24 protein-coding genes are annotated in these 22,670 nt (G+C 68.4%); 12 read left to right on the plus strand and 12 right to left on the minus strand.

Translation table 11 applies throughout. The annotated features are described in order from the left end of the window. Positions 1 to 69: 69 nt before the first annotated feature. Entirely contained in the window at positions 70 to 2,331 is a 2,262-nt protein-coding gene (locus ABDZ81_RS14275) for a CDC48 family AAA ATPase (protein ID WP_343774680.1), read from the minus strand. Next, positions 2,328 to 2,570, minus strand: a complete 243-nt coding sequence (locus ABDZ81_RS14280) for a DUF7127 family protein (RefSeq protein ID WP_343774681.1) — start codon at positions 2,568 to 2,570, stop codon at positions 2,328 to 2,330. The genes ABDZ81_RS14275 and ABDZ81_RS14280 overlap by 4 nt, the downstream gene beginning before the upstream one ends. Before the next feature lie 185 nt (positions 2,571 to 2,755). Between ABDZ81_RS14280 and ABDZ81_RS14285 the strand changes: the two genes are divergently transcribed. Then, positions 2,756 to 3,547, plus strand: coding sequence for an alpha/beta fold hydrolase (locus ABDZ81_RS14285; RefSeq protein ID WP_343774682.1), 792 nt, complete (start codon positions 2,756 to 2,758; stop codon positions 3,545 to 3,547). A 78-nt stretch (positions 3,548 to 3,625) separates the two neighbouring features. Next, a complete protein-coding gene (locus ABDZ81_RS14290) occupies positions 3,626 to 4,219 on the plus strand; it encodes an HDIG domain-containing metalloprotein (RefSeq protein WP_343774683.1) in 594 nt (197 codons plus the stop codon). Positions 4,220 to 4,264: 45 nt separating this feature from the next. Here the strand turns inward: ABDZ81_RS14290 and panB are convergent, their stop codons facing one another. Next, positions 4,265 to 5,080 carry a 3-methyl-2-oxobutanoate hydroxymethyltransferase gene (gene panB, locus ABDZ81_RS14295; RefSeq protein ID WP_343774684.1) on the minus strand — a complete coding sequence of 272 codons (816 nt, stop codon included), beginning with the start codon at positions 5,078 to 5,080 and terminating at the stop codon, positions 4,265 to 4,267. A 77-nt stretch (positions 5,081 to 5,157) separates the two neighbouring features. Here panB and ABDZ81_RS14300 point away from each other — a divergent pair, with 77 nt between their 5' ends. Together ABDZ81_RS14300 and ABDZ81_RS14305 are read left to right on the plus strand one after the other, a co-directional pair. Then, positions 5,158 to 5,397 carry a DUF6199 family natural product biosynthesis protein gene (locus ABDZ81_RS14300; protein ID WP_343774685.1) on the plus strand — a complete coding sequence of 80 codons (240 nt, stop codon included), beginning with the start codon at positions 5,158 to 5,160 and terminating at the stop codon, positions 5,395 to 5,397. 62 nt (positions 5,398 to 5,459) lie between these two features. Beyond that, a complete protein-coding gene (locus ABDZ81_RS14305; protein ID WP_343774686.1) occupies positions 5,460 to 5,693 on the plus strand; it encodes a DUF5822 domain-containing protein in 234 nt (77 codons plus the stop codon). A 26-nt stretch (positions 5,694 to 5,719) separates the two neighbouring features. Here ABDZ81_RS14305 and ABDZ81_RS14310 read toward each other — a convergent pair whose 3' ends face one another. Together ABDZ81_RS14310 and dinB are read right to left on the minus strand one after the other, a co-directional pair. Then, positions 5,720 to 7,072 (minus strand): DnaJ domain-containing protein, encoded by a 1,353-nt coding sequence (locus ABDZ81_RS14310; protein ID WP_343774687.1) that lies wholly within the window; start codon positions 7,070 to 7,072, stop codon positions 5,720 to 5,722. A gap of 54 nt (positions 7,073 to 7,126) precedes the next feature. Further along, positions 7,127 to 8,455, minus strand: coding sequence for a DNA polymerase IV (dinB, locus tag ABDZ81_RS14315; RefSeq protein WP_343774688.1), 1,329 nt, complete (start codon positions 8,453 to 8,455; stop codon positions 7,127 to 7,129). 240 nt (positions 8,456 to 8,695) lie between these two features. On the opposite strand from dinB, the gene ABDZ81_RS14320 reads away from it, so the two are divergent. The 5 genes from ABDZ81_RS14320 to ABDZ81_RS14340 all read left to right on the plus strand — a co-directional run bounded on the left by ABDZ81_RS14320 (position 8,696) and on the right by ABDZ81_RS14340 (position 15,131). Then, the gene (locus tag ABDZ81_RS14320) at positions 8,696 to 9,766 is read left to right on the plus strand and encodes a PstS family phosphate ABC transporter substrate-binding protein (protein ID WP_343774689.1); all 1,071 of its coding nucleotides are present in this window, start codon (positions 8,696 to 8,698) and stop codon (positions 9,764 to 9,766) included. A 64-nt stretch (positions 9,767 to 9,830) separates the two neighbouring features. Then, the gene (gene pstC / locus ABDZ81_RS14325; protein ID WP_343774690.1) at positions 9,831 to 10,967 is read left to right on the plus strand and encodes a phosphate ABC transporter permease subunit PstC; all 1,137 of its coding nucleotides are present in this window, start codon (positions 9,831 to 9,833) and stop codon (positions 10,965 to 10,967) included. Next, positions 10,964 to 12,514 (plus strand): phosphate ABC transporter permease PstA, encoded by a 1,551-nt coding sequence (gene pstA / locus ABDZ81_RS14330; RefSeq protein WP_343774691.1) that lies wholly within the window; start codon positions 10,964 to 10,966, stop codon positions 12,512 to 12,514. The genes pstC and pstA overlap by 4 nt, the downstream gene beginning before the upstream one ends. Continuing rightward, positions 12,511 to 13,440, plus strand: coding sequence for a phosphate ABC transporter ATP-binding protein PstB (gene pstB, locus ABDZ81_RS14335; RefSeq protein ID WP_343774692.1), 930 nt, complete (start codon positions 12,511 to 12,513; stop codon positions 13,438 to 13,440). Before pstA ends, pstB begins: the two co-directional genes overlap by 4 nt. A gap of 59 nt (positions 13,441 to 13,499) precedes the next feature. Continuing rightward, a complete protein-coding gene (locus ABDZ81_RS14340; protein WP_343774693.1) occupies positions 13,500 to 15,131 on the plus strand; it encodes a gamma-glutamyltransferase family protein in 1,632 nt (543 codons plus the stop codon). Positions 15,132 to 15,168: 37 nt separating this feature from the next. Here ABDZ81_RS14340 and ABDZ81_RS14345 read toward each other — a convergent pair whose 3' ends face one another. From ABDZ81_RS14345 to ABDZ81_RS14355, 3 genes are all read right to left on the minus strand, one after another. Next, positions 15,169 to 15,306, minus strand: a complete 138-nt coding sequence (locus tag ABDZ81_RS14345; RefSeq protein WP_343774694.1) for a hypothetical protein — start codon at positions 15,304 to 15,306, stop codon at positions 15,169 to 15,171. Between the two features lie 97 nt (positions 15,307 to 15,403). Then, positions 15,404 to 16,369, minus strand: coding sequence for an alpha/beta fold hydrolase (locus ABDZ81_RS14350; RefSeq protein WP_343774695.1), 966 nt, complete (start codon positions 16,367 to 16,369; stop codon positions 15,404 to 15,406). Further along, positions 16,366 to 16,797 (minus strand): hypothetical protein, encoded by a 432-nt coding sequence (locus tag ABDZ81_RS14355; RefSeq protein ID WP_343774696.1) that lies wholly within the window; start codon positions 16,795 to 16,797, stop codon positions 16,366 to 16,368. The genes ABDZ81_RS14350 and ABDZ81_RS14355 overlap by 4 nt, the downstream gene beginning before the upstream one ends. 232 nt (positions 16,798 to 17,029) lie before the next feature. Here ABDZ81_RS14355 and pyrB point away from each other — a divergent pair, with 232 nt between their 5' ends. Continuing rightward, positions 17,030 to 17,959 (plus strand): aspartate carbamoyltransferase, encoded by a 930-nt coding sequence (pyrB, locus tag ABDZ81_RS14360; protein WP_343774697.1) that lies wholly within the window; start codon positions 17,030 to 17,032, stop codon positions 17,957 to 17,959. After that, positions 17,956 to 18,414: an aspartate carbamoyltransferase regulatory subunit gene (gene pyrI / locus ABDZ81_RS14365; protein WP_343774698.1), complete on the plus strand. Its 459-nt coding sequence runs from the start codon at positions 17,956 to 17,958 to the stop codon at positions 18,412 to 18,414. The genes pyrB and pyrI overlap by 4 nt, the downstream gene beginning before the upstream one ends. Positions 18,415 to 18,546: 132 nt before the next feature. Here the strand turns inward: pyrI and ndk are convergent, their stop codons facing one another. The 4 genes from ndk to rpl7ae are packed head-to-tail and all read right to left on the minus strand — an operon-like array spanning position 18,547 to position 19,951. Next, positions 18,547 to 19,011 (minus strand): nucleoside-diphosphate kinase, encoded by a 465-nt coding sequence (gene ndk / locus ABDZ81_RS14370; RefSeq protein WP_343774699.1) that lies wholly within the window; start codon positions 19,009 to 19,011, stop codon positions 18,547 to 18,549. Next, on the minus strand, positions 19,008 to 19,352 hold the full coding sequence (locus ABDZ81_RS14375) for a 50S ribosomal protein L24e (protein WP_343774700.1): 345 nt from the start codon (positions 19,350 to 19,352) through the stop codon (positions 19,008 to 19,010). The genes ndk and ABDZ81_RS14375 overlap by 4 nt, the downstream gene beginning before the upstream one ends. A gap of 2 nt (positions 19,353 to 19,354) precedes the next feature. Continuing rightward, entirely contained in the window at positions 19,355 to 19,579 is a 225-nt protein-coding gene (locus tag ABDZ81_RS14380) for a 30S ribosomal protein S28e (RefSeq protein WP_097007461.1), read from the minus strand. A gap of 9 nt (positions 19,580 to 19,588) precedes the next feature. Continuing rightward, positions 19,589 to 19,951 carry a 50S ribosomal protein L7Ae gene (gene rpl7ae, locus ABDZ81_RS14385; RefSeq protein ID WP_256390979.1) on the minus strand — a complete coding sequence of 121 codons (363 nt, stop codon included), beginning with the start codon at positions 19,949 to 19,951 and terminating at the stop codon, positions 19,589 to 19,591. A 331-nt stretch (positions 19,952 to 20,282) separates the two neighbouring features. Here rpl7ae and tmcA point away from each other — a divergent pair, with 331 nt between their 5' ends. Further along, on the plus strand, positions 20,283 to 22,670 hold the full coding sequence (tmcA, locus tag ABDZ81_RS14390; protein WP_343774701.1) for a tRNA(Met) cytidine acetyltransferase TmcA: 2,388 nt from the start codon (positions 20,283 to 20,285) through the stop codon (positions 22,668 to 22,670).

Raw genomic sequence — 22,670 nt, forward strand, 5'->3', positions numbered from 1 at the left:
GCGTCGAGATGCCGCGGCGAAAAACGGAGTGGGTGCGTCAGCGGAGCGGTGCCGAGTGCAGTCGAGCGCTTACTGGAACGTCCTGGTGACGTCCCCCTCGGCGGTGTCGGGCTCGCTCCGGTCGAGTTTCTCCTCGAGCTCCTCGTAGCGCTCGCGGACCTCGTCGGTGACGCTCGGACCGACCTCGTCGAGCGCCTGCTCGAAGTGCTCGCGGTTGATCCGCACGTTTCCGACGCTCTCGTCGATCTCCTCGGGGCTCACCGAGTTGATGAACTCCCGGGAGGCCGCCATCGAGGCCTCGCGCGTGATCGCCTCGATGTCGGCGCCGACGTACCCCTCGGTGCGGCTCGCGAGCCACTCGAGGTCGACGTCGTCGGCCAGGGGCTTGTTGCGCGTGTGGACCTCGAAGATCGCCTCGCGGGCGTCCTCGTCGGGCACCGGCACGTGGACGTGGCGGTCGAGCCGACCGGGACGCAGCAGGGCGTCGTCGATCAGGTCCGGCCGGTTTGTCGTGGCGATCACGACGACGTCCTCCAGCTGTTCGAGCCCGTCGAGCTCGGTCAGCAGCTGGGAGACGACCCGTTCGCCGACGTTCGAGTCGCCGCCGCCCGAGCCGCGCTCGGTGGCGATCGAGTCGATCTCGTCGAAGAACACCACGGTCGGGGCGTTCTCCCGGGCCTTGCTGAACACCTCGCGGATGCCCTTCTCGGACTCGCCGACCCACTTCGAGAGCAGCTCGGGGCCCTTGATCGAGATGAAGTTGGACTCGGCCTCGTTGGCGACGGCTTTCGCCATCAGCGTCTTGCCGGTCCCCGGCGGGCCGTACAGCAGGACACCCTTCGCGGCCTCCATGTCCATGGTCTCGAACACCTCGGGGTACTCGAGGGGCCACTGGATCGTCTCGCGCAGGCGCTCTTTGGTGTCCTCGAGGCCGCCGACGCTGTTCCAGGTGACGTCGGGCACCTCGACGAACACCTCGCGCAGGGCGGAGGGCTCGATGCCCTTCATCGCCTCGCGGAGGTCGTCGTCGGTGACCTGCAGCGACTCGAGCAGCTCGGCGTCGATCTCGTCGGCTTCGAGGTCGATCTCCGGGCGCACCCGGCGCAGGGCGTTCATGGCGCCCTCCTTGGTCAGCGACGCCAGGTCGGCGCCGACGAACCCGTGGGTGTTCTCGGCGTACGCCTCCAGATCGATGCCGTCGGCCAGGGGCATCCCGCGGGTGTGGACCTGCAGGATCTCCTGGCGCCCCTCCTTGTCGGGCACCGAGATCTCGATCTCGCGATCGAAGCGGCCGCCGCGGCGCAGCGCCGGGTCGATCGCGTCGACGCGGTTCGTCGCGGCGATGACGGTGACCTCGCCGCGCTCTTCGAGCCCGTCCATCAGGCTGAGCAGCTGGGCGACCACGCGGCGTTCGACGTCGCCGCCGGCCTCCTCGCGCTTGGGCGCGATCGAGTCGATCTCGTCGATGAAGATGATCGCGGGGGCGTTCTCCTCGGCCTCCTCGAACACTTCGCGGAGCTGCTCTTCGCTCTCGCCGTAGTACTTCGACATGATCTCCGGCCCGGAGATCGTCTCGAAGTAGGCGTCGACCTCGTTGGCGACGGCCTTGGCCATCAGCGTCTTGCCGGTCCCCGGCGGGCCGTGGAGCAGGACGCCCTTCGGCGGCTCGATGCCGAGCTGCTGGAACAGCTCGGGGTGACGCATCGGCAGCTCGATCATCTCGCGAACCTGTTCGAGCTCGCTGTCGAGGCCGCCGATGTCCTCGTAGGTGACGCTCGGGGTGCCCTCGCTGGTGGGCCCCTCGGCGCTGATCTGCTCGGCGGGCGTCTCGCTGATCTGGATGTCCGTCGAGTCCGTGATGACGACCGTTCCGCCGGGCTCGCTGCTGGCGATCTTCAGCGGCACCGACCGGCCGTTACCGGACATCGGGCCGAAGGACAGCGGGAACGGGACCGTCTGGCCCTCGGTGACCGCCTGGCCGCTGAGCTTGTCGCGCACCAGCGGGCCGATGTTGCCCCGGATGCGCAGGTTCTGGGGGAGCGCGACCGTCACGCTGGTCGCGGGCTGGACGTCGGCCTTCTCGACCTCGACGCGGTCGTCGATGCCGACGCTGGCCTCCTGTCGGAGCCGGCCGTCGATGCGGATGACGCCCTGCCCCTCGTCCTCGGGGTAGCCCGGCCAGACGCGCGCGACCGCGCGGCTGTCGTTGTCGCCCTCGATGACGATGTAGTCGCCGTTCTCGAGGTCGAGCTCTCGCATCGACCCTCGGTCGATCGCGGCGAGTCCGCGACCGGCGTCTTTCTGTTTGAGTGGTTTTACAGTGAGTCTCATGCCTCGTCCTCCAGTTCGATGGTGAGCACGCCGTTTTTGATAAACGCTTGCGCGCCCGTCTCGGGGATGTCAAGTTCGAGCTGTTCGCCGTCCTCGGTGATCACGATCACCGCGTCGTCGAGGACGTCGACGGTGCCGTCGACGCCGACGCCGAGGTCGGCGACGATCTCCGTTCCGTCGTCGTATTCGAAGCGTCGGGCGTGTTGCCCCTCGCGCTCCGAGAACTGTTCTACGTTCATTCCTAACCACAAGTTAGTCAGCTTACTATATAAACCTTTCGTAGAATACCGGGCTATAACGGGGGTTTTGCGACTATCGGATGAAATGCGGTTCACACCGACAGACCGACGGCCCGTCGCCGACGGAGCGTCCCGCGTATCGCGCATCGCGGGGGTTTATGTCCGCTACGATACAACGTATCTTTATGAACGAGGTCACCCAGCACGGTCGGTCGACGGCGTACCGTCGGTTCGACCGGGACGCCGAGGGCCCGACGCTGCTGTTCGTCCACGGGAGCGGCGGGTCGAGCGCGGTCTGGAAGAGCCAGGCCCGACTTGCCGACGAGTATCCCGTCGTCGCGATGGATCTGAGCGGCCACGGCGACTCCGACGACGTCGACGCCGATCCCGGCTATTCGACGCTGTCGATGTACGCCGACGACGTGATCGCGGTCGCCCGCGAGGTCGACGCCGACGCGCTGGTCGGCAACTCGCTGGGCGGCGCCGTCCTGCTCCACGTCGCGCTCGAACGCGACTACGAACCGAGTGCGCTCGCGCTTGCGGGCACCGGCGCAAGACTCTCGGTGCTGGATGATCTGCTCGACTGGCTCGACGACGACTTCGAGCGCGCGATCGAGTTCCTCCACGGCCCTGACAGACTGTTTCACGACCCGGCCGAAGAACTTCTCGAGGCGTCGAGCGCGATGTTTCGCGAAACCGGGCAGGACGTCGTGCGCCGGGACTTCCGGACGGTCCACGAGTTCGACGTTCGCGACGAACTCCACCGCGTCGACGCGCCCGCTCTGGCGGTCTGCGGAGCGAACGACCAGCTGACGCCGCCGTGGTTCCACGAGTACCTCGCCGAGAACCTTCCCGACGCCGCCTACGCCGTGATCGAGGACGCCGCTCACCTGTCGATGCTCGAACGACCCGAGGCGTTCAACCGCGTGCTACGGCGGTTCGTCGAAGGGGTGGAAGAGAACGGGACGATCGAGTAGCGTCCGGGGACCGATCCCTACTTTTCGAGTACTTGCTCTTTCCGAACGCTCTTGTTCGCGCGAACTGACAGTCGACGCATGTCGACCGCTCGACTCGATCTCGACGACGTCCGGCGGCGCGTTCCCACGCTGTCGCTGATCGACGACCGAACGATTCGGGAGGAAACTGCGCGGCTCACCGCCGACGCCCCCGACTACTTCTGGCGCGTCCCGGCCTCCGTATCCGACTACCACCATCCGATCTGTCGCGAAGAGCGCGGGCTGTGGGTCCACACGCTCATGCTGTCGACCGTGATCGACCGCCTCGCCGATTCGTACGTCGGGCAGGGCAAACTCGAGGCGGCGGACGTCGATCTCGCGCACGCCGCTGCGATTCTCCACGACCAGCGCAAGAACGGCTCGGCCGAGAACCCCCAGCACTCGGCGACGCAGGACCACGAACTTCGAATGGCCGACGTCGCGTACGAATCGGATCTCCCCGACCGCGTCGGCGACGCGATCAAGAGCCACATGGGGCCGTGGTACGACGGACCGGCGCCGGCGTCGCCGCTCGCCGATCTGGTCCACACGGCCGACATGATCGCGTCGACCGAGACCATCACGCCGGCGGTCGCGGCGCCGATCCCCGAGGAGCTCTCGCAGTTCGATCTCCGGGCAGCGGATCTCGGATAGCCGCCCGCCCCAGACAGTTCACGCTGGTACGTCGCGCCTGCGCGCTCAGTACAGATCCTCTAACTCCTCGGCGTGGTGGCTGTGTTCCTCGGCGGGGTACTCCCCGCTCTCGACCGCGTCCCTGTACCCCGCCACCGCGCGCTCGATCTCGCCTCGAACGTCGCCGAACTGCTCGGCAAAGGGCGGCGCGCGCTCGCTCAGGCCGACGACGTCGTTGTACACGAGCACCTGTCCGTCGACTTCGGGACCGGCGCCGATACCGATCGTCGGAATCGACAGTTCCTCGGTGACGCGGGCGGCCAGATTCGAGGGGACGTGCTCCAGTACGAGCGAGAACGCGCCGGCGTCTTCGTGCGCGTGCGCGAGATCGATGATTTCCTTTGCGGACTCCTCGTCGGTTCCCTGGCGGGTGTATCCGCCCAGTTCGTTGACGCGCTGTGGCGTCAAGCCGAGGTGGGCCATCACCGGGATGCCGAGTCGGACGAGGTGCTCGGTCAGCTCGACGGTGTGGGGCCCGCTCTCGATCTTCACCGCGTCGGCGTCGGCCTCTTTGAGCATTCGCCCGGCGTTCTCGACGCTCGCTTCGCGGCTCGTCCCGACGCTCAGGAACGGCATGTCGGCGATCACCAGCGCCTTCTCGGTCCCGCGGGCGACCGCGGCGGTGCGGCTGGCCATCTCGTCGACGGTGACCGGGAGCGTCGAGTCGTGGCCCAACACCGCGTTCCCCATGCTGTCGCCGACCAGAATCGCGTCGATCCCCGCGTCGTCGATCACCGACGCCGTCGGCGCGTCGTAAGCGGTCAGCATCGTGATCGGGTCCTCGCCCGCCTTCGCGCGGACGTCCCGCACCGTCGTAGGCATGTCCGGACGTTGAGCCCCGGACGACATAGAACCACGGATCGGCGGGCTTTATTTCGGCGCCGCGACAACCGACGCGCATGATCGACGTTCGCGACGCGCTGGCCGCCGCGCTGGCGATCGGCATCGGACTCGCCGCCGTCGTGGCGCCGGGCGCGGTGCTCCGCCTGCAGTTCGCGGTCTACGGCGCCGACACCGGACGCCACGGCGAGTACGGCGGCGATCGAGAGCTCGACGACCGGCTGCTCTGGGTCGTCCGCGCCGTCGGCGTCGCCGTGCTGGGCGTCGGCGTCTACATCGCGGTCCAGCCGATGCTGTGACGGCCGCGGAGCTCCGAGCGTTCCTGTAAAGGTTCAAGGTATCTCGCGGGTAAGCACCGTCCGTGCCCGAACCAGTCGAGCGAACCGACCCCGACGGCGTCGACTTCGGGTGGGTCATGCAGACGACGTTCGTCGCGACGATCGTCGTCGGCGCACCCGTCGTCGCCGCGCTGTCGATCCCCGTCTCGCTGCCCACCTGGGGGGCCAGACTCTCCTTTGCGGTGCGGGTCGGCGCGCTCGTCTGGATCCTCGTCGCGCTCTCCGTGTACGCGTACGCGAAGCGACACGCCGAGTAGAACGCGGAGCGACCGCGAAGCCCGTCTCAATTAGCGATCGACTTGAGCCGCGGCCAGACGAACCCCCGTCCGATCAGCGTCGCGATCGCCAGTACCGGCAGGACGCCGTAGGCCAGCAGCTCCGCCGCCAGCGGAATGCCACCCTGCGCGACGGTCGCACCGACGCCGATCGCGGGCGCGGCGACGCCGACGACGTACAGGTACGTCGGCTTCCAGCCGGGATACTTGCGAGTCGTGCGGATCACGAGGAAAAACAGGACCGGCAGCAGCGCGATGCCGGCGGCGAACAGCCAGCTCGCAGCCGACCCGGGATCGCTCGGCGGCGTCGTCGAGACGTACTCCGTCGCCGGCGCGATGCCGTACCGCTCGCCCTCCAGGGCCGCGCGAAGCGCCGCCGTATCCGCTCCGGCCGCCCGCAGGGATTCCGCGAGCGCCGCCAGCCCGCTCCGGTTCGAGTACCCGTAGTAGGCGACCCCGGACAGGTACAGCGCGGTCGAGAGGAAGATCGACGGCCAGCCGAACAGCGCGCGCTGGAACCACTGTACGACCGCGTTGTCAGCGATCGACCCGGCATCCGACTCCGACCCGGTCGCCGCGGATCCGCCGCCCGACGCCGCGTTCCCCGCGGCGTTCGCGGCCGCCTCGGCTGCGCCGGCCTGTGCGGTGCCGCCGTCCCCGACGGTCGACCCCGAGGCGCTCCCGGACGCGGAACCGGCGTTCGATCCCGAGTTCGATGCCGTTCCCGCAGACGTCGAGTTCGACGATCCCGACGTCGTCGAGCGCGAGGAGGAACTCGAACTGCGGGACGAGCCGCTCCCCGAGCGCGACGAACCGCTCGTACTCGACGAGGACCCGGATGTCGACGAACTCGACGACGACCGCGACGTCGACCCGGTGGAGCTCCGCGCGCTGGTACGACCGCTCCCGCTCGAACCCGGTCCGTGGCTGGACGTGCTCGAACCACCTGTGCCGGAGCTACTGCCGGTCGTACGTGAGCTACCGCTCGTCGTTCCCGAGCTACCGCTCGTCGTGCTCGAACGACCACTCGCGCTCGATCCGGTAGCGGAACTCGTCGAACTCGATCCCGAAGTTCCAGTGTCGTCGTCCTCGTCCTCGGACGGCCAGCTGCTGGGATCGGGCATGCCGTCCATGCGCTTGGCGACGTACGTCGAGTGGCCGAGCCGGTCGTAGGACTGGCGCTCGGAGGAGTTTTTCAGCGTGTCGTAGGCTTTCTTGATCGCGGTGAACTGTGCGGTCGCACGGGGGTCGTCGTTCCGGTCCGGATGGTACTCCTGGACCATCTCGCGGAAGGCGTCACGGATCTCCTCTTTCGAGGCATCCTCGTCGACGCCGAGCAGATCGTAGAAATCGTTCGTCATAGAGACCCGTTTGTCGACGCAAAGGAAACGCAAGTATATAATTGCAAGGAAGGATCAAAAGTCGGCGAGCGACGCCTGGCCCGAGACGTCGGAGTCGCCGGCCTCCCGTTCGGCGTCGTTCGATCCGGCGTCGTCGGCTTCGACGTTGTCCGACACGCCCTCGCCGTCCGTCACGTCGGCGTCGGTCGACGCGTCGTCCGCCCCGCCGTCGGTGGCCCCTTCGGGCGCGTCCCAACCCGTCAATCGGGACTGCTCCCCGCCGGCGAACGAGAGGTTCGACACTCTGACGCCGACTTTTCGAACTGCTTCGTCCTCGAACTCCTCGAACAGATCCAGCGCGATGTCCTCGACGAGATCGGCGTCCTCGACGGGCCCCGGGAGCGAGCGCTCGCGCGTGTTGATGTCGTACGGCGGCGTCACGGCCTTGACGCCGATCGTCCGGTACTGGGCGCCCTGGCGCTCGGCGCGGTCGGCCACCGCCTCCGCGAGCGCCCGGAGCTGGTCGCGCTTGCGGTCGGGTTCCTCGACGGCCTCGGCGAACGCCGACTCCCGCGAGAGGCTCTTGGGATCGCCCGTCGGCGTCACCGCGCGGTCGTCGGCGCCGCGCGCGCGGTCGTACAGTTCCCGGCCCCGCTCGCCGAACCGCGATTCCAGCTCGTGGGGATCTGCGTCGGCGAGGTCGCCGGCCGTCTCGATGCCCAGTTCGCGAAGCGTCCGAGCCGTCACGGGCCCAACACCGTGAACCTCCTCGACGTCGAGCGGCGCGAAGAAGTCCGCGACCTCGCCGGGCTCGATCACGACGAGGCCGTCGGGCTTGTCGCGGTCGCTGGCGACCTTCGCGGCGCTCAGCGTCGGCGCGACGCCGACGCTCGCCACGACGCCGACCTCGCGCTCGATTCGGTTTTTCACGTGGCGAGCGAACCCGTCGACGACCTCCCAGCCGGTGCGGTCGGTGACGTCGAGGTACGCCTCGTCGATGCTGACCTCGCGGACCACGTCGGCGCAGTCGTGGAGGATCGCCTTGACTTCGCTCGCAATCTCCGAGTAGTAGTCCAGATCGACCGGCCGGTAGTAGCCCGCGGGGTCGTCCGTGGCGACCTCGTCGTCGGCGTCCGCCCGCCGCGGCAGTCGCTCCAGCGCCGTCGAGATGGCCTGGGCGCTCTCGACGCCGTACTCGCGGGCCTCGTAGCTCGCCGTCGCGACTGCGCCGACGTCGTCGTCGGGCTCGTACCCCATCCCGACGACGAGCGGTTCGCCCTCCAGCTCGGGCTCGCGCAGTCGCTCGCAGGCCGCGTAGAAGCAGTCCATGTCGACGTGGAGGACGATCTGGTCGGGCGCGCCGTCGTCGACGCCCGGCAGCGTTCCGCCCCCCTGTTCGGTCATACCTGTGACTTGTGCCGGCCGCTCGTTAAACTTCTTGCTCTCGTTGGTCTGTCGGTACCGAGATCGAATCTGTCGACAGTCGCTCAGCAGACGAACGTCGCTCCGGCGACGCCCAGTCCGAACCGGACGACGCCCGGGAACGAACGGCTTCGTACCGGTACATAGCCGTACGCGCGGCTCCGTCGCCGAACATATAAAAATTATAACACTACTTGTAGGGGCGGGGTCACTGTTCACTCGATGGCACCCAACCGATCCGACGCCGACCGGTCGATCGCCTCCCGACGAACGTTCCTCGCGGGCGCAGGAAGCGCAGGCGCGCTCGCTCTCGCCGGCTGTCTCGGACAGGGCGAAGAAGGAGATGACGGAGACATGGCGCCGCTGACGGCCGACGGCTCCTCGACGGTGTATCCGATCACCAGCCAGGCCGGCTCCCTCTGGAACGGGAACGCTCCCGCGTCCGACGAGGAGTACTGGGGCCCCGGTCAGTACGGCATCGACACGGACAAGAACATGGCCGACTACTGGGCGGGCCTGTACGGCTTCGAGCCCAGCGGCGAGGAGGGGACGCCGCCGTTCTACACCAGCATCGGGCTGAACCACACCGGCGTCGGCCTCGAGAAACTGGAGCGAGGACAGGTCGACATCGGCGACGCCAGCGCGCCGGTCAGCGCGGAGTTCCCCGACCGGAGCGAGGAGGAACTCGAAGATTTCACCGACCACGTCGTCGCCGTCGACGCCCAGCCGATCGTCGTGAGCCAGGAGATCTACGACGCGGGCGTGACCGAACTGACGCTGACGGACATCCAGGACATCTACCAGAACCGAGTCACCAACTGGTCCGAGCTCGGCGGCCCGGACCGCAAGATTCAGGCGATCGGTCGCGCGGAAGGCTCCGGGACCGACACCTCGTTTCGCAACAACGTGCTCGGCGACCCCGACGCGTCGATGTCCGGCGTCGACAGCCGCCACGGTCAGAACCAGCAGGTCAAGACCGTCGTCGACGAGGCCGACAACGCGGTCGCCTACATCGCGCTGGCGTTCGTCGACGACACGACGCCCGCGATCGACCTCGAGATCGACGGCGAGCTCTACGAGTACCCCGACGACTTCGGGTCGCTCGACTACCCGCTCGCGCGCGCGCTCCACACCTACACCTGGGACGGGACGTCGAACAAGGAGGCGGCGTTCATCCGGATGATCCTCCACGAGTACGGACAGCAGATGTTCGTCGAAACGGCCGACTACCTGCCCCTGACCGAGGAGCGCCGGCAGGAGGAGCTCGACAAGCTCCCCGAGCCGACGAACTGAGCTGGCGCTCCGCCCGACGGCCGCGTATTTATACGAAATTATATGAGACTGATACGATACGATAATGAGTAGTCCATCACCGTTCGACCACGAGACCCCGATACGTCGGGTCCCGGAGACGTGGCTGCGTCGGATCCGGGAGACCGACGACGCCGTCGTCGCGCTGTTCGGGATCGGCGGGGGCTGTCTCGTCGCCGGCTTCGCCCTGTTCCTCGCCAACTCGACGCTGGCGGCGATTCCGCTCCTCGGATTCCTGGGCGCGATCGCGTACGGCTGGCGCGCACACGAGCCGGTAACGGCGCGCGCGCTGACGTTCCTCGCGACCGCGTCGACGATCCTCATCCTCGGGCTGATCGCCGTGTTCGTGATCTACGAGGCGCTCCCGGTCTTCCAGCTGATGGGGATGAAGCTGTTCGGGTTCACGGAGCCCGTCGAAGTGTTGGGCGTCCAGGTGTTGCCCGGCGTCGAGTCCTACTGGGACACGCGCGCCCACGTGTACTCGATGATCCCGATGATCTACGGGACGCTCGTGACGACGCTGATCGCGACCGCGATCGCGGCGCCGCTTGGCATCGCCGCGGCGCTGTTCCTCGCGGAGATCGCCCCGCCGATCGTCCGCGAGACCGTGAAACCCGGCGTGGAGATCCTCGCGGGGATCCCCTCGATCGTCTACGGCTACCTGGGGTTCGTGACGCTGAACTCCTTCCTCTACGAGAACCTCGAGATGGCGAACCTCGGGAGCCTGTTCCTGGTCGGGCTCGTGATCGGCGTGATGGCGCTCCCGACGGTGACCTCCGTCGCGGAGGACGCGCTCACGAGCGTTCCCGCGAGCATGCGCGACGGGGCGATCGCCCTCGGTTCGACCGAGTGGCAGACGATGAAGAGCATCACGCTCCCGGCCGCGCTGTCGGGCGTCTCAGCCGCGGTGTTGCTCGGCATCGGCCGCGCTGTCGGCGAGACGATGGCCGCGACGGTCATCCTCGGCCACAGTCAGCGACTGCCTGACCCGCTGCAGGACGTCTTCGACAACACCGAGACGCTGACGAGCCTCATCGCCAGCCAGTACGGTAACGCGGAAGGCACCCACATGAGCGCGCTGTTCGTCGCGGGCGTCGTCCTGTTCGTGACCGTGCTGGTGCTCAGCGTCGGCGCTCGACGCGTCGAGCTCAGGATGGAGCGCAAGCTCGGTGGTCAGGAATGAGCGACGCCTACGAGACCGACCTCGTCGTCGGCGAGCGGGACCTCGACGGACGGCTCGCGTCGGTCGCGGTCGGCGTCAGTCTGGTGACGTTCCTGCTGTCGTTCGCGAGCGTCGCCCGGATCGTGACCGAGGAGACCTCGCTGTTCGGGCTGGGGCTGTACGATCTCCTCGCGGTCGGCGTGCTGATCGCCGGCGGCTGCGTCGCCGTGCTCGGCGTCGGCTCTCGCGTCGGCGTCTTCGAGACGACGCCGGACGACACTCCCGGGCTGGTGACCGCCGCGCTGTTCGGTCTCGGCGCGTTCGTCGTCGTCGGGCTCGTCGCCACCGAGACGATCGGACTCGGCACCGTGCTGTGGATTCCGGCGGCGCTGCTCGCCGGCGGGCTCACGACGATCGGCGTCGCACTGACGCCCGAAGACGTCGGGTCGACGGTCCCGGTCGGCGTCGCGACGACGTTCGTCGCGGCGCTCGTCCTCGGAGACGTCCTGGCGCCGGGGTTCGCGTGGCAGCCCGAAGGGTTCTCGGCGACGTTCACAGGGTCGATGGTCGCCCCGGTGGTCCTCGGCGTCGCGGCGCTGCTGGCCGCGTGGGCGGGCGCGAAAGCCTACGAGGGCTACGGGAGCAGGGGGCGCCAGTCGGGCGCGTACCTGCTCGTCGGCGTCAACGCGGTCGCGATCCTCTCACTGCTCGTCGGCTTGCTCCTGTTCATCGGATCGAAGGGGATCGGGCCGGCGTTCCGGGGCTTCTCCCTGATCCCGTTCGAGTGGCCGTTCGTGACGAACGGCTACTCGTTCCGACCCGAGGTGATAAACGGGGTGTTCCCCGCGATCATGGGGACGATCTGGCTCGTGATCGGCGCCGTCATCACGGGCGTACCAATCGCGGTCGCCGCGGCGATCTTCCTCACGGAGTACGCCGAGCAGGGCCGGTTCGTCGGCGCGGTCGAGATCGCCACGAACGGCCTCTGGAGCACGCCGAGCGTCGTCTACGGGCTGTTCGGCTACGCGTTCCTCGTGCCGCGACTCGGCGGCACGACGACGCTCGCCGCGGGGATGCTCGTCCTCGGGTTCATGCTGATGCCGCTGTGTCTCATCACGGCCCGCGAGGCGATCAAGTCCGTCCCCGACGAGTACCGCGACGCCAGCGCCGCTCTCGGCGTCAGCCGCTGGCAGACCATCCGGAGCGTGGTGCTCCCCGCCGCGATGCCGGGGATCCTCACCGGCGTCATCCTCGGCGTCGGCCGGATCGCCGGCGAGACGGCGCCGATCCTGCTGGTGATGGCCGGCGGGCTCCGGGACGACGCGCCGAACGTGCTCGCGTCCTTCCACTTCACGAGCACGCCACCGTTCGTGGGCAACGACGCCCTGCTCCAGAGCGCCCCGGCGCTCCCCTACCAGCTGTACGCGACGATCACGGCTGGCGTATCCGCGGAGAACGCCGAGGCGTTCGGCTGGGCGACGGCGTTCGTGCTCCTGCTCGTGGTGCTGTCGTTCTACGCGCTCGGTATCGCGTCTCGAATCTACTTCCGACGGAGGCTCAACGCATGAGTGAAACGACGACAATCGACACGGAGACGACAGGAGAATCGCAGCGCACGACGACGGACAAATCCCAACGCACGACGGCGGGCGAGAGCGCCGAGACGGTCCAGTCGGAGTGGGCCGAGTACCAGTTCGAGGGCGAGCCCAAGCTGTCGGTGGAGAGCCTGGACGTCCACTACGGCGACGATCGGGCGCTCGACGACGTCTCGATCGACATCCCCGAGGAGAGCGTGACCGCGCTCATCGGTCCGTCGGGCTGCGGCAAGTCGACGTTCCTCAGGTGTCTCAACCGGATGAACGACCGAATTCGGTCGGCGACCGTCGACGGGCAGGTCCGCTACGAGGGGCAGGACATCTACCGCGACGACGTCGACCTCGTGGAGTTGCGACAGCGCGTCGGGATGGTGTTCCAGTCACCCAACCCGTTTCCGAAGTCGATCCGCGACAACATCGCGTACGGCCCGCGCAAGCACGGGGACGTCCGCACCGGGCTGCTCGCGAAGCTCACCGGACGCGACGACGAGGAGCGCGAGCTCGAAATCGTCGAGCGTTGCCTGCGAAAAGCGGCGCTGTGGGACGAAGTCGAGGATCGGCTCGACGACAACGCGCTGGGGCTCTCGGGCGGTCAGCAGCAGCGTCTCTGCATCGCGCGCTGCCTGGCGGTCGACCCCGACGTGATCCTGATGGACGAGCCGGCCAGCGCGCTCGATCCCGTCGCGACGGCGAAGATCGAGGATCTGATCGAGGAGCTCGCCGAGGAGTACACCGTCATCGTGGTCACCCACAACATGCAGCAGGCCGCGCGGATCAGCGACCAGACCGCGGTGTTTCTCACCGGCGGCCAGCTCGTCGAGTACGACCGGACCGAGAAGATCTTCGAGAACCCCGAGAGCGACCGGGTCGAGGACTACGTCACCGGCAAGTTCGGATAACCGCGGTCGTCGCCGCGGCCGCCGAAGGATTTTCCTGCCGTCCGCGCGGGCACGGAGGTATGCCGGACGCCGACCCCGACCTCGACCGCTTTACCTCCCGCCGATCGACCGTCTACGCGCCGAACGGCATCGTCGCGACGAGCCAGCCCCTCGCCGCTGAAGCCGGAATCGAACTCCTGCGATCTGGCGGCAACGCGTTCGACGCCGCCGTCGCGACCGCCGCCGCGCTCAACGTCGTCGAGCCGACCAGCACCGGCCTCGGGGGCGACGTGTTCGCCCTCTACCGGACCGCGGACGGCGACGTCGGCGCGATGCGGAGCTGCGGCGGCGCGCCCGGCGAGGCGACGCTGGAACGCGTCCGCGACGCCGTCGCGACCGAGCGGGACGCCGACCCCGAGGACGTGACGATGCCGAAGACCGGGCCGCACACTGTCACCGTTCCCGGGACGGCCCGGGGCTGGGAGGCGACCGTCGAGGAACTCGGCCGAGGCACGCTGGCCGACGCGCTCGACCCCGCGATCCGGTACGCCACCGAGGGCTACCCGGTCTCGGAGGTGATCGCCGACGCGTGGGCACACGGCGAGGAGCTGTTCGAGGACGCCAACGCCCGCGAGGCCTACCTCGTCGACGGCGAACGCGCCCCCGAGGTCGGCGAGACGGTGCGCCTGCCCGAGCTGGGCGAGACGATGGAGCGGATCGCCGAGGACGGGGCGGACGTCGTCTACGAAGGCCCGATCGGCGAGCAGATCGTCGACGCGGTGCGGTCGAAAGGCGGCTTCCTCTCGGCGTCGGACCTCGCCGCGTTCGAGCCCGAGTTCGTCGAACCCGTCAGCGCGACGTACCGCGGGACCGAGGTGTACGAGCTACCCCCGAACAACCAGGGGCTGATCGCGCTGGAGGCGCTGAAACTCGCCGAGGAACTGAGAGCGGGCGACGAGCCGTACGATGCGCCCGAGCGCGTCCACAAATTCGCCGAAGCGACGAAGCTCGCGTTCCACGACGGCCACCGGTACGTCACCGACCCCGAGTACGAGTCGATCCCGCCGCTGCTCGACGACGACTACGTCCGCGAGCGCGCCGACGAGGTCGGCCGCGAGGCGCTCGACGACGTCTCATTCGGCGCGCCGCGGGGCGCCGGCGAGGACGCCGACACCGTTTTGCTGACCGCGGCCGACGACGAGGGCAACGTCGTCTCCTACATCAACTCTCGGTTCGCGGGCTTCGGCAGCGGCATCGTCGCAGGCGACACCGGCATCGCGCTCCAGAACCGCGGCTGGTCGTTCTCGCTCGATCCGGACCATCCCAACCGGCTCGAACCGGGAAAGCGCCCGTTCCACACGCTGATCCCCGCCCTCGCGCAGTTCGGCGACGACGACTGGGCCGCGTTCGGCGTCATGGGCGGGTACATGCAGCCCCAGGGCCACGTCCAGGTGCTGTCTAATCTCGTCGACTACGGAATGGGGCTCCAGCGCGCGCTCGACGAACCACGCTGGCGCTACCGCGAAGACGGCCAGCTCGCCGTCGAGGGGCGGTTCGACGGCAACCTGGCGACGAAACTGGTGCGCAAAGGGCACGACGTCACGGTGCTGGAACCGGCGACGTTCGGCGGCGCCCAGATCGTCCGGAACCGCGAGGGGACGCTCTCGGGCGCGACCGAGCCGCGCAAGGACGGCACCGTCGCCGGCTACTGAGTGCAGACGATCGTACCCCCGGCGATCGGTCGACCGCTCAGGCCTGCCACGCTCGGTGCATCGTGGTGTCCGATCGGATCCAGGCGTCGTCGTTCTCGGCGTCGAAGATCTCGATGTCGCCGTTCTCGGTCTCGCGGCCCTGGTATCTGCCCGGCTCGTCTGATCGTTCTGCCATCCTACCGGACACAGTAAGCTGGTACTACATGAGAGTAACGGCAGGCTGGACGCCGTGAACCAGTTACCGATCAACAAAAAAGAGACGCCGATCGCCGTCAGTCGGCTTCTTCGGACACCGCGCCGGCTTTGACCTTCTCGACCTCGACGCCGACGTCCTCGGGCGTGATGGTGTCGGGCAGCGCCTCGTCGCGCTCGCCGGTCACGTCCGCGAGGATCTCCTTGAGGTAGGCGTTGAACAGCGTCGGGTTCTCGCTCATCGGGAAGTGACCGATGTCGGCCATCTCCATGGCGGTCGCGCCCTCGCCGACGCCCTCGGCGATGTCGCGGGCGTCCTCCGGCGTCGTCAGGTAGTCGTACTCGCCGTTGATCGCGTACAGCGGCGTCTCGCTCGCGTCGATGCCGCTCAGCTTGTCGCGGTAGTCGTGGTCGACCGAGTAGTAGTACAGGTCGCCCTTGAACACGCCGTTGGCGCCCTGCTCGTAGTGGTACATCGTCTCCCGGCGAGCGTGCTCGGGTCCCTGGGGCGCCATCAGCCCCCAGCAGGAGTAGGCGTTGACCTCGGTCGTGTTGACCTCGGGGTGGTCGAGCCAGTCGATGTAGAAGCCGGGACTGTGCGCGCCGGCTTCGAGGCCGATGATCGCGCGGAACCGCTCGGGGTACCAGTCGGCCAGCTCCAGCGAGACGTTCCCGCCCATCGAGCAGCCCATGTAGATCGGGTCCTCGAGTTCGAGCGCGTCGGCGATGGCGACGATCCGCTCGGCGAACTCCTCGCCGGTCATCGAGTAGTCTTCCTCCCACCACTCCTGGCTCGTCGGCGGCGCCGACTTGCCGTGATACGGGAGGTCGTAGGCGATCACGCGGAACTCGTCGGTGATCTCCTCGTCGCGAAGCACCTCGCGCCACTCCTGGTTGTTACAGCCCGCGGTGTGCTGGCACAAAAGCGGGATGCCGTCCTCCGGGCCGTTCTCCTCGAAGTACACGCGGTGCTCGACGCCACCGATGTCGACGGTGACGTACCGGCCGGTGACCTCGTCGACGGCCTCGATCTCTTCGGCGCTCATGATCCACCTCCGTCGTTGTGGGCCTCGCGCATCAGATCCAGCGCGCGCTGGAACGCCCGCAGGTTCTGGAAGATCTTCTTGTTGTCGCCCGTCAGTTCGAGGCGATTCTCCTCGTTCCGGACCGCCGCCCGGTAGTTCGAGGCGATGATCTCGTGGTTGAACGCCGGCGGCGTCTCCGCGACGAACTCCTCCCAGGTCTCGCGGTCGCCTTCGACGCCGAACTCCCAGCGGTTGTTCAGCGCCGGGTTCGGGACGACTTCCTCGACTTTCCCGCCGTCCATCTCGATCAGGAACCGCTCGTCGCCGATCTCGATGTAGAAATTCGTATCGAACTTGTCGTGGCCCCGAACCTCCATTTCAGGGTCCTCGTTGACCGTCTCCTTGTACCGCTCCCACCAGCCGTGGCTTGCGAACTCGGTCGTTGACACGTAGTATCACGCCCGTTCGGGCCCGCGTTGGTACCACCACGCGCCTGATAAACTGAGCCGATAGTTCTCCCCTTCGCGGCGCCGGTACACTGCGAGTACCGCGAGTAAGATCGGATTATCGACGGCGAGCGTGAATCCGCCCGGTGGACGATCCCGTTCGAGAGGCCGACGGCCGCGCGCCGTTCGGACGCAATGGGGAGATTCAAGAGGTCCCGGGGACGCCAGAATAACAATGCGGCACGAGCACCTCGTAACGGCGAAACAGCTGTCCCGGGCGGACGTCGAGGCGGTTCTCGACCGCGCGGCGGAGATCGCCGCGAACCCGGCGGCGGTTCGGGAGCGTCACTCCGACGCGCTGCTCGGCCTGCTCTTTTTCGAGCCGAGCACGCGAACGAAGATGAGCTTCGAGACGGCGATCAAGCGCCTCGGCGGCGACGTCGTCGACATGGGATCGGTCGACTCCTCCAGCGTCAAGAAAGGCGAGAGCCTCGCGGACACGGTCCGCGTCATCGAGGGGTACGCCGACGCGCTGGTCCTTCGTCACCCCCGTCAGGGGTCCGCCCAGATGGCCAGCGAGTTCGTCGACGTCCCGCTGGTCAACGCCGGCGACGGCGCGGGCCACCACCCCACGCAGACGCTGCTCGACCTGTACACGATGCGCGAGGCCGCCGACGGGCTGGACGATCTGACCGTCGGCATCATGGGCGACCTGAAGTACGGGCGAACCGTCCACTCGCTGGCGAACGTCCTGACGAACTTCGACGTCCGCCAGCACTTCGTCAGCCCCGAGAGCCTCAAGCTGCCCCGGAGCGTCCGCTACGACCTCCACGAGGCCGGCGCGAAGGTGCGGGAACACACGGACCTCGAAACGATCCTCCCCGAACTCGACGTGCTGTACGTCACGCGGATCCAGCGCGAGCGGTTCCCCGACGAGAACGAGTACCGCGCCATCGCCGGCGAGTACCAGATCGACGAGGAAACCCTGGAGCAAGCCGACGACGATCTCGTCGTGATGCACCCGCTCCCGCGCGTCGACGAGATCGCCCCCGAGATCGACGAGACCGACCACGCCCGCTACTTCGAGCAGGCCCACAACGGCGTCCCGGTGCGGATGGCGCTGCTCGATATGCTCCTGGAGAACGCACGAGGTGACGCGGAATGAGCGAGCACGAGCTGCGCGTCAGCAAGATCCGCAACGGCACCGTGATCGACCACGTCCCCGGCGGGCAGGCGCTGAACGTGCTCGCGATCCTGGGCATCGACGGCTCGGGCGGCGAGGAGGTCAGCGTCGGCATGAACGTCCCCAGCGACCGGCTCGGGCGCAAAGACATCGTCAAGGTCGAGGGCCGCGAACTCAGCCAGGACGAGGTCGACGTGCTCTCGCTGATCGCGCCCGACGCGACGATCAACATCGTCGACGAGTACGAGGTCGTCGACAAGCGCCGGCTCGATCCCCCCGAGTTCGTCGAGGGCATCCTCTCGTGTCCGAACCGCAACTGCATCACCACCGACGACGAGCCGGTCGACTCGAAGTTCGAGGTGCTCGACGACGAAGTTCGGTGCGTCTACTGCGAGACGATCATTCGGGAGGATCTGGCCGACCACATCGATACGTAGAGCACCGATCGTCTTTTCGCGGTCACGTCGACCCGTTCAGGGTATCGTGCCCGGGCGAAACGTCCGCATCGCTCGGATACCCACAGATCGGTCTCGAAGCCGTGTTGCGTCCCGAAAGAGAAACCGACGGCGTTACTCGTAGAGCCAGCTCGCGTCGTGCTGGTCGTACTCGACGAGTTCGTCGTCGTCGAAGAACAGCTCGATCTCGCGTTCGTTGGCGCCCTCGTCCTCGTGGTCGGCGGCGTGAACGACGTTCCGGCCGAGGTCCAGCGCGTAGTCGCCCCGGATCGTGCCGGGGGCGGCTTCGGCGGGATCGGTCGCGCCGATCATCTGGCGGACCTGCCGGGTTGCGTCCTCGCCCTCCCAGACCATCGGGACGACGGGACCGGACGTGATGAATTCGACGAGGTCGTCGAAGAACGGCTTGTCCTCGTGCTCGCCGTAGTGCTCTTCGGCGTGCTCGCGGTCGAGCACTTCGAGTTTGAGGCCGACGAGCTTGAGCCCGCGCTCCTCGAACCGGGAGATGATCTCGCCGGCGAGCCCGCGCTGGAACGCGTCGGGCTTGACCATCACGAAGGTTCGTTCGCGCTCGCTCATTCTTCGTCGTCCTCGGACTCGTCGTCAGCCTCGGCCTCGGCGTCTTCGTCGGCGTCCTCCTCGGCTTCGGATTCCTCCTCGGTCTCCGCTTCCTGTGCGTCCTGTTCGTCCTCGGCCTCCTCGGCGGCTTCGGCCTCGGCCTCGGCGTCCGCGGCGCGGCGCTCGCGGCTCCCGCCGGACTCGGTCCACTCGACGTCGCGCGGTTCGCGACCGAGATCGGCGTTCTTCTCGCACTTGCTAGAGCAGTAGTGGACCGTCTGGCCGCTCGTGCGGACGAGCATCGTCCCCGTTCCCGGGGGGATGTCGCCGCCGCAGTAGTCACATTCTCTCGTCTGGGGCATCGTCACTGACCTCCGATGGAGTCGGCTTCGCGTGCGGTCTCGCGGAGCTGGAGGACGTCGCCCTCCCGGACGGGACCCAGGACGTTCCGCGTGATGATGCGGCCCTGGTTCTCGCCCTCCCGGATGCGGCACTTGACCTGCATGGCCTCGCCGTGCATCCCGGTTTTGCCCACGATCTCGATCACTTCTGCGGGCGTGGATCCGCTTTCAGACTCTTCTGCGCTCATGGGAGATCTCTACTGAAGGTCCTCGACCTTGTTGGCGATCTCCTCGACGTCGTCGGACGCCTCGCCGGCGTCGACGATCGCCGCGGCGGCGCTACCGACTTCCAGCCCCGCAGCGTGACCCACGTCGTCCTGGGTCTCGATGAAGACGACCGGAATACCCTTCTCGTCGGCGAGCTCGGGCAGGTGCATCACGATCTCCTCGGGCTGGACGTCCTCGGCGACGTACACGAGCTCGGCGTTGCCGCGCTCGACCGCCTTGGTCGTCTCGTTGGTTCCTTTCTTTACGCTTCCTGTATCTCGGGCGACTTCCAGGGTGTCTACGGCGTCGTCCTGGAGGTCGGCTGGGACGTCGAAGTCTACGTATACTGGCATGTGTTGGATCACCTCCTGCACGTGGGCTCGCGCTCCCCTGCCGTCCGGACGACGTGTTGGGCCGTCCGCTCCGACCGCCGCGACGGCGGCCGGCGACTGTCCTGTGTGGCTAGGAGCATCATCAACCCCGCGCAGGCTGTACCCTCCTGTTGCGTACCACCCCATAAAAGCGCTTTCAAACGAGAGAGGCCGTGGGAAGGCTGCACACGCCGGTCCGGCGGGACGACTCGCCGATCGATCGCCGGCACGAATTCGGGCGCCTTCGAGGGATCTCGTCGAGCCCGTGCGGGGAGGACAAGAGATTACTTGCCCACCCGACAACTGACCTGCAGTGACCGATTTCGCCGCCGTCGCCAACGTCGCCGCCGCCCTGCGCGGGGAAGCCGCTGCGCTCGACGAGCGCCGGCTGCTGGTGCTCGCGGGCGACCGCGATCGCTGCTACGACGCCGCGAGCGAAGCGCTCGACGCCACGGAGATCGACCGCGACGCGACGACGCTGATCGGTCCCGACGACCGGCTGGACTGCGAGCGCGTCGACCAGCGCCGCGCGGTCGAACTGCTCGGGACCACGCGGGACGCCGTCGCGATCGACTGCCACGACGCCTTGCGCCCGAACGCGGTCGGCCGGGTCGTCGGCGCGGTCGACGGCGGCGGGCTGCTGGTGCTGCTCGCGCCGCCGCTCGACGAGTGGCACGAGCGCCGCGACGGCTTCGACGAGAGCCTCGCCGTCCCGCCGTTCGACGTCGGCGACGTGACGGGGAACTTCAGGCGCCGGTTCGTCGATCGACTGCGCGCTCACAGGGGCGTCGCGATCGTGGACGTCGACGCCGGCACCGTCGAAGACGACGGGCTCACCGATCCGGCGCCGCGACTGGAGCTCGGGTCGGACGACGATGCCGAATCGCTCTCGACGGTCGTCGACACCGCGTTCCCGCGGGAGGCCTACGACGCCTGTCTAACCGGCGATCAGGCCGACGCCCTGGGGGCGCTGGAGGCGCTCGCGGACGCCGGAGGCGGACGGGCGGAAGAAGAACCGGACGACGCGCAGGCCGTCGTCGTCGAAGCCGACCGCGGCCGCGGAAAGTCGAGCGCCGCGGGGCTGGCCGCGGGCAGCCTCGTCGCCGACGGCGCCGACGTGCTCGTGACCGCCGCGGAGTTCCGGGGCGCTCGCGAAATCTTTGCGCGCGCGGGAGAGTTGCTCGCCCGGTTAGACGGCAACGCCCGCGACGACGACCCAGCGGCGTCGAGCGATCGCGACGTCCCGCGTCGGATCGATCGCCCCGACGGCGGCTCGCTGACCTTCGCGGAGCCGACCGACGCCGCGGAGCGCGCGGGCGACGCCGACGCGGTGATCGTCGACGAGGCCGCCGCGCTGCCGGTTCGCCTGCTCGAACGGTTTCTCGACGCCGAACGGGTCGCGTTCGCGACGACCGTCCACGGGTACGAGGGGGCGGGCCGTGGGTTCTCGGTGCGGTTCCGCGATCGCCTCGCGGAGAGCCGCCACGAGGTGACCGACGCGACCCTCGCGGAACCGATCCGCTACGCGGCGGGCGACCCCGTCGAGGCGTGGGCGTTCGACGCCCTGCTGCTCGACGCCCGCCCGCCGGTCGACCAGCTGGTCGCCGACGCCGATCCCGAGACCGCCGAGCGACGGCGGCTCGACGCCGACGATCTGCTGGCCGACCCGAACCTGCTGCGCGAGACGTTCGGTCTGCTCGTGCTCGCCCACTACCGCACAGAGCCGAACGATCTCGCGCGCCTGCTCGACGCGCCGAACCTCTCGGTCGAGGCGCTGCTCGTCGACGGTCACGTCGTCTCGGTCGCGCTGCTGGCCCGCGAGGGCGGGCTTCCCGCCGATCTGCGCGGGGATATGTACGACGGCGAACGCGTGCGCGGAAACATGCTTCCCGACGTGCTCACCACCCAGCTCCGCGACGAGGACGCCGCGGCGCCGACCGGCTGGCGCGTCCTCCGGATCGCCACGCACCACGCCGCGCGCTCGCGGGGGCTGGGCTCGGAACTGCTCTCGGCCGTCCGCGAACGGGCTGTCGAGGCGGGCGGTCCGGACGGGACAGGCATCGACTGGGTCGGCGTCGGCTACGGCGCCACGCCGGAGCTGCTCGACTTCTGGGCGGCGAACGGCTTCGAGACGCTGCACCTCTCGACGACGCGCAACGACGCCAGCGGCGAGTACTCCGCGATCATGCTCGATGCGCTGAGCGACGCCGGGCGCGATCTGCGGGACAGAACCGCGGCGCGGTTCGCCCGCCGGATCCCATCGGTGCTCTCGGATCGGCTGGACGACCTCGATCCCGACGTCGCGCGGGCCGCGCTGCGGTCGGTCGACGCCGACCCCGAACTGGATCTGACGGACTGGGAGTGGCGGGTCGTCGTCGGCTCGTCCTACGGCCCGGGGATGTTCGACGTCTCGCCGCGGCCGTTCAGACGGCTCGCCGCGGCGTACTTCCTCGACGCCGAATCGGGGACTGCAGATGCGCGCGCGGACTCCGGCGCCGACGATCGGCTTCTCGACGACCGCCAGGAGCGACTGCTCGTCCTGCGCGTCCTACAGGCTCGTGACTGGGAGTTCGTCGAGGAACGGCTCGGCTACCACTCCTCGGGCCAGTGCATGCGCGCGCTCGGCGCCGCGTTCCAGCCGCTCGTGGATCGGTTCGGCAGTGAGACGGCGCTGGCCGAGCGCGAGCGGTACCGAGAGTAG

The sequence above is a fragment of the Natronoarchaeum mannanilyticum genome (genome assembly GCF_039522665.1).
GTDB classification, from domain to species: domain Archaea; phylum Halobacteriota; class Halobacteria; order Halobacteriales; family Natronoarchaeaceae; genus Natronoarchaeum; species Natronoarchaeum mannanilyticum.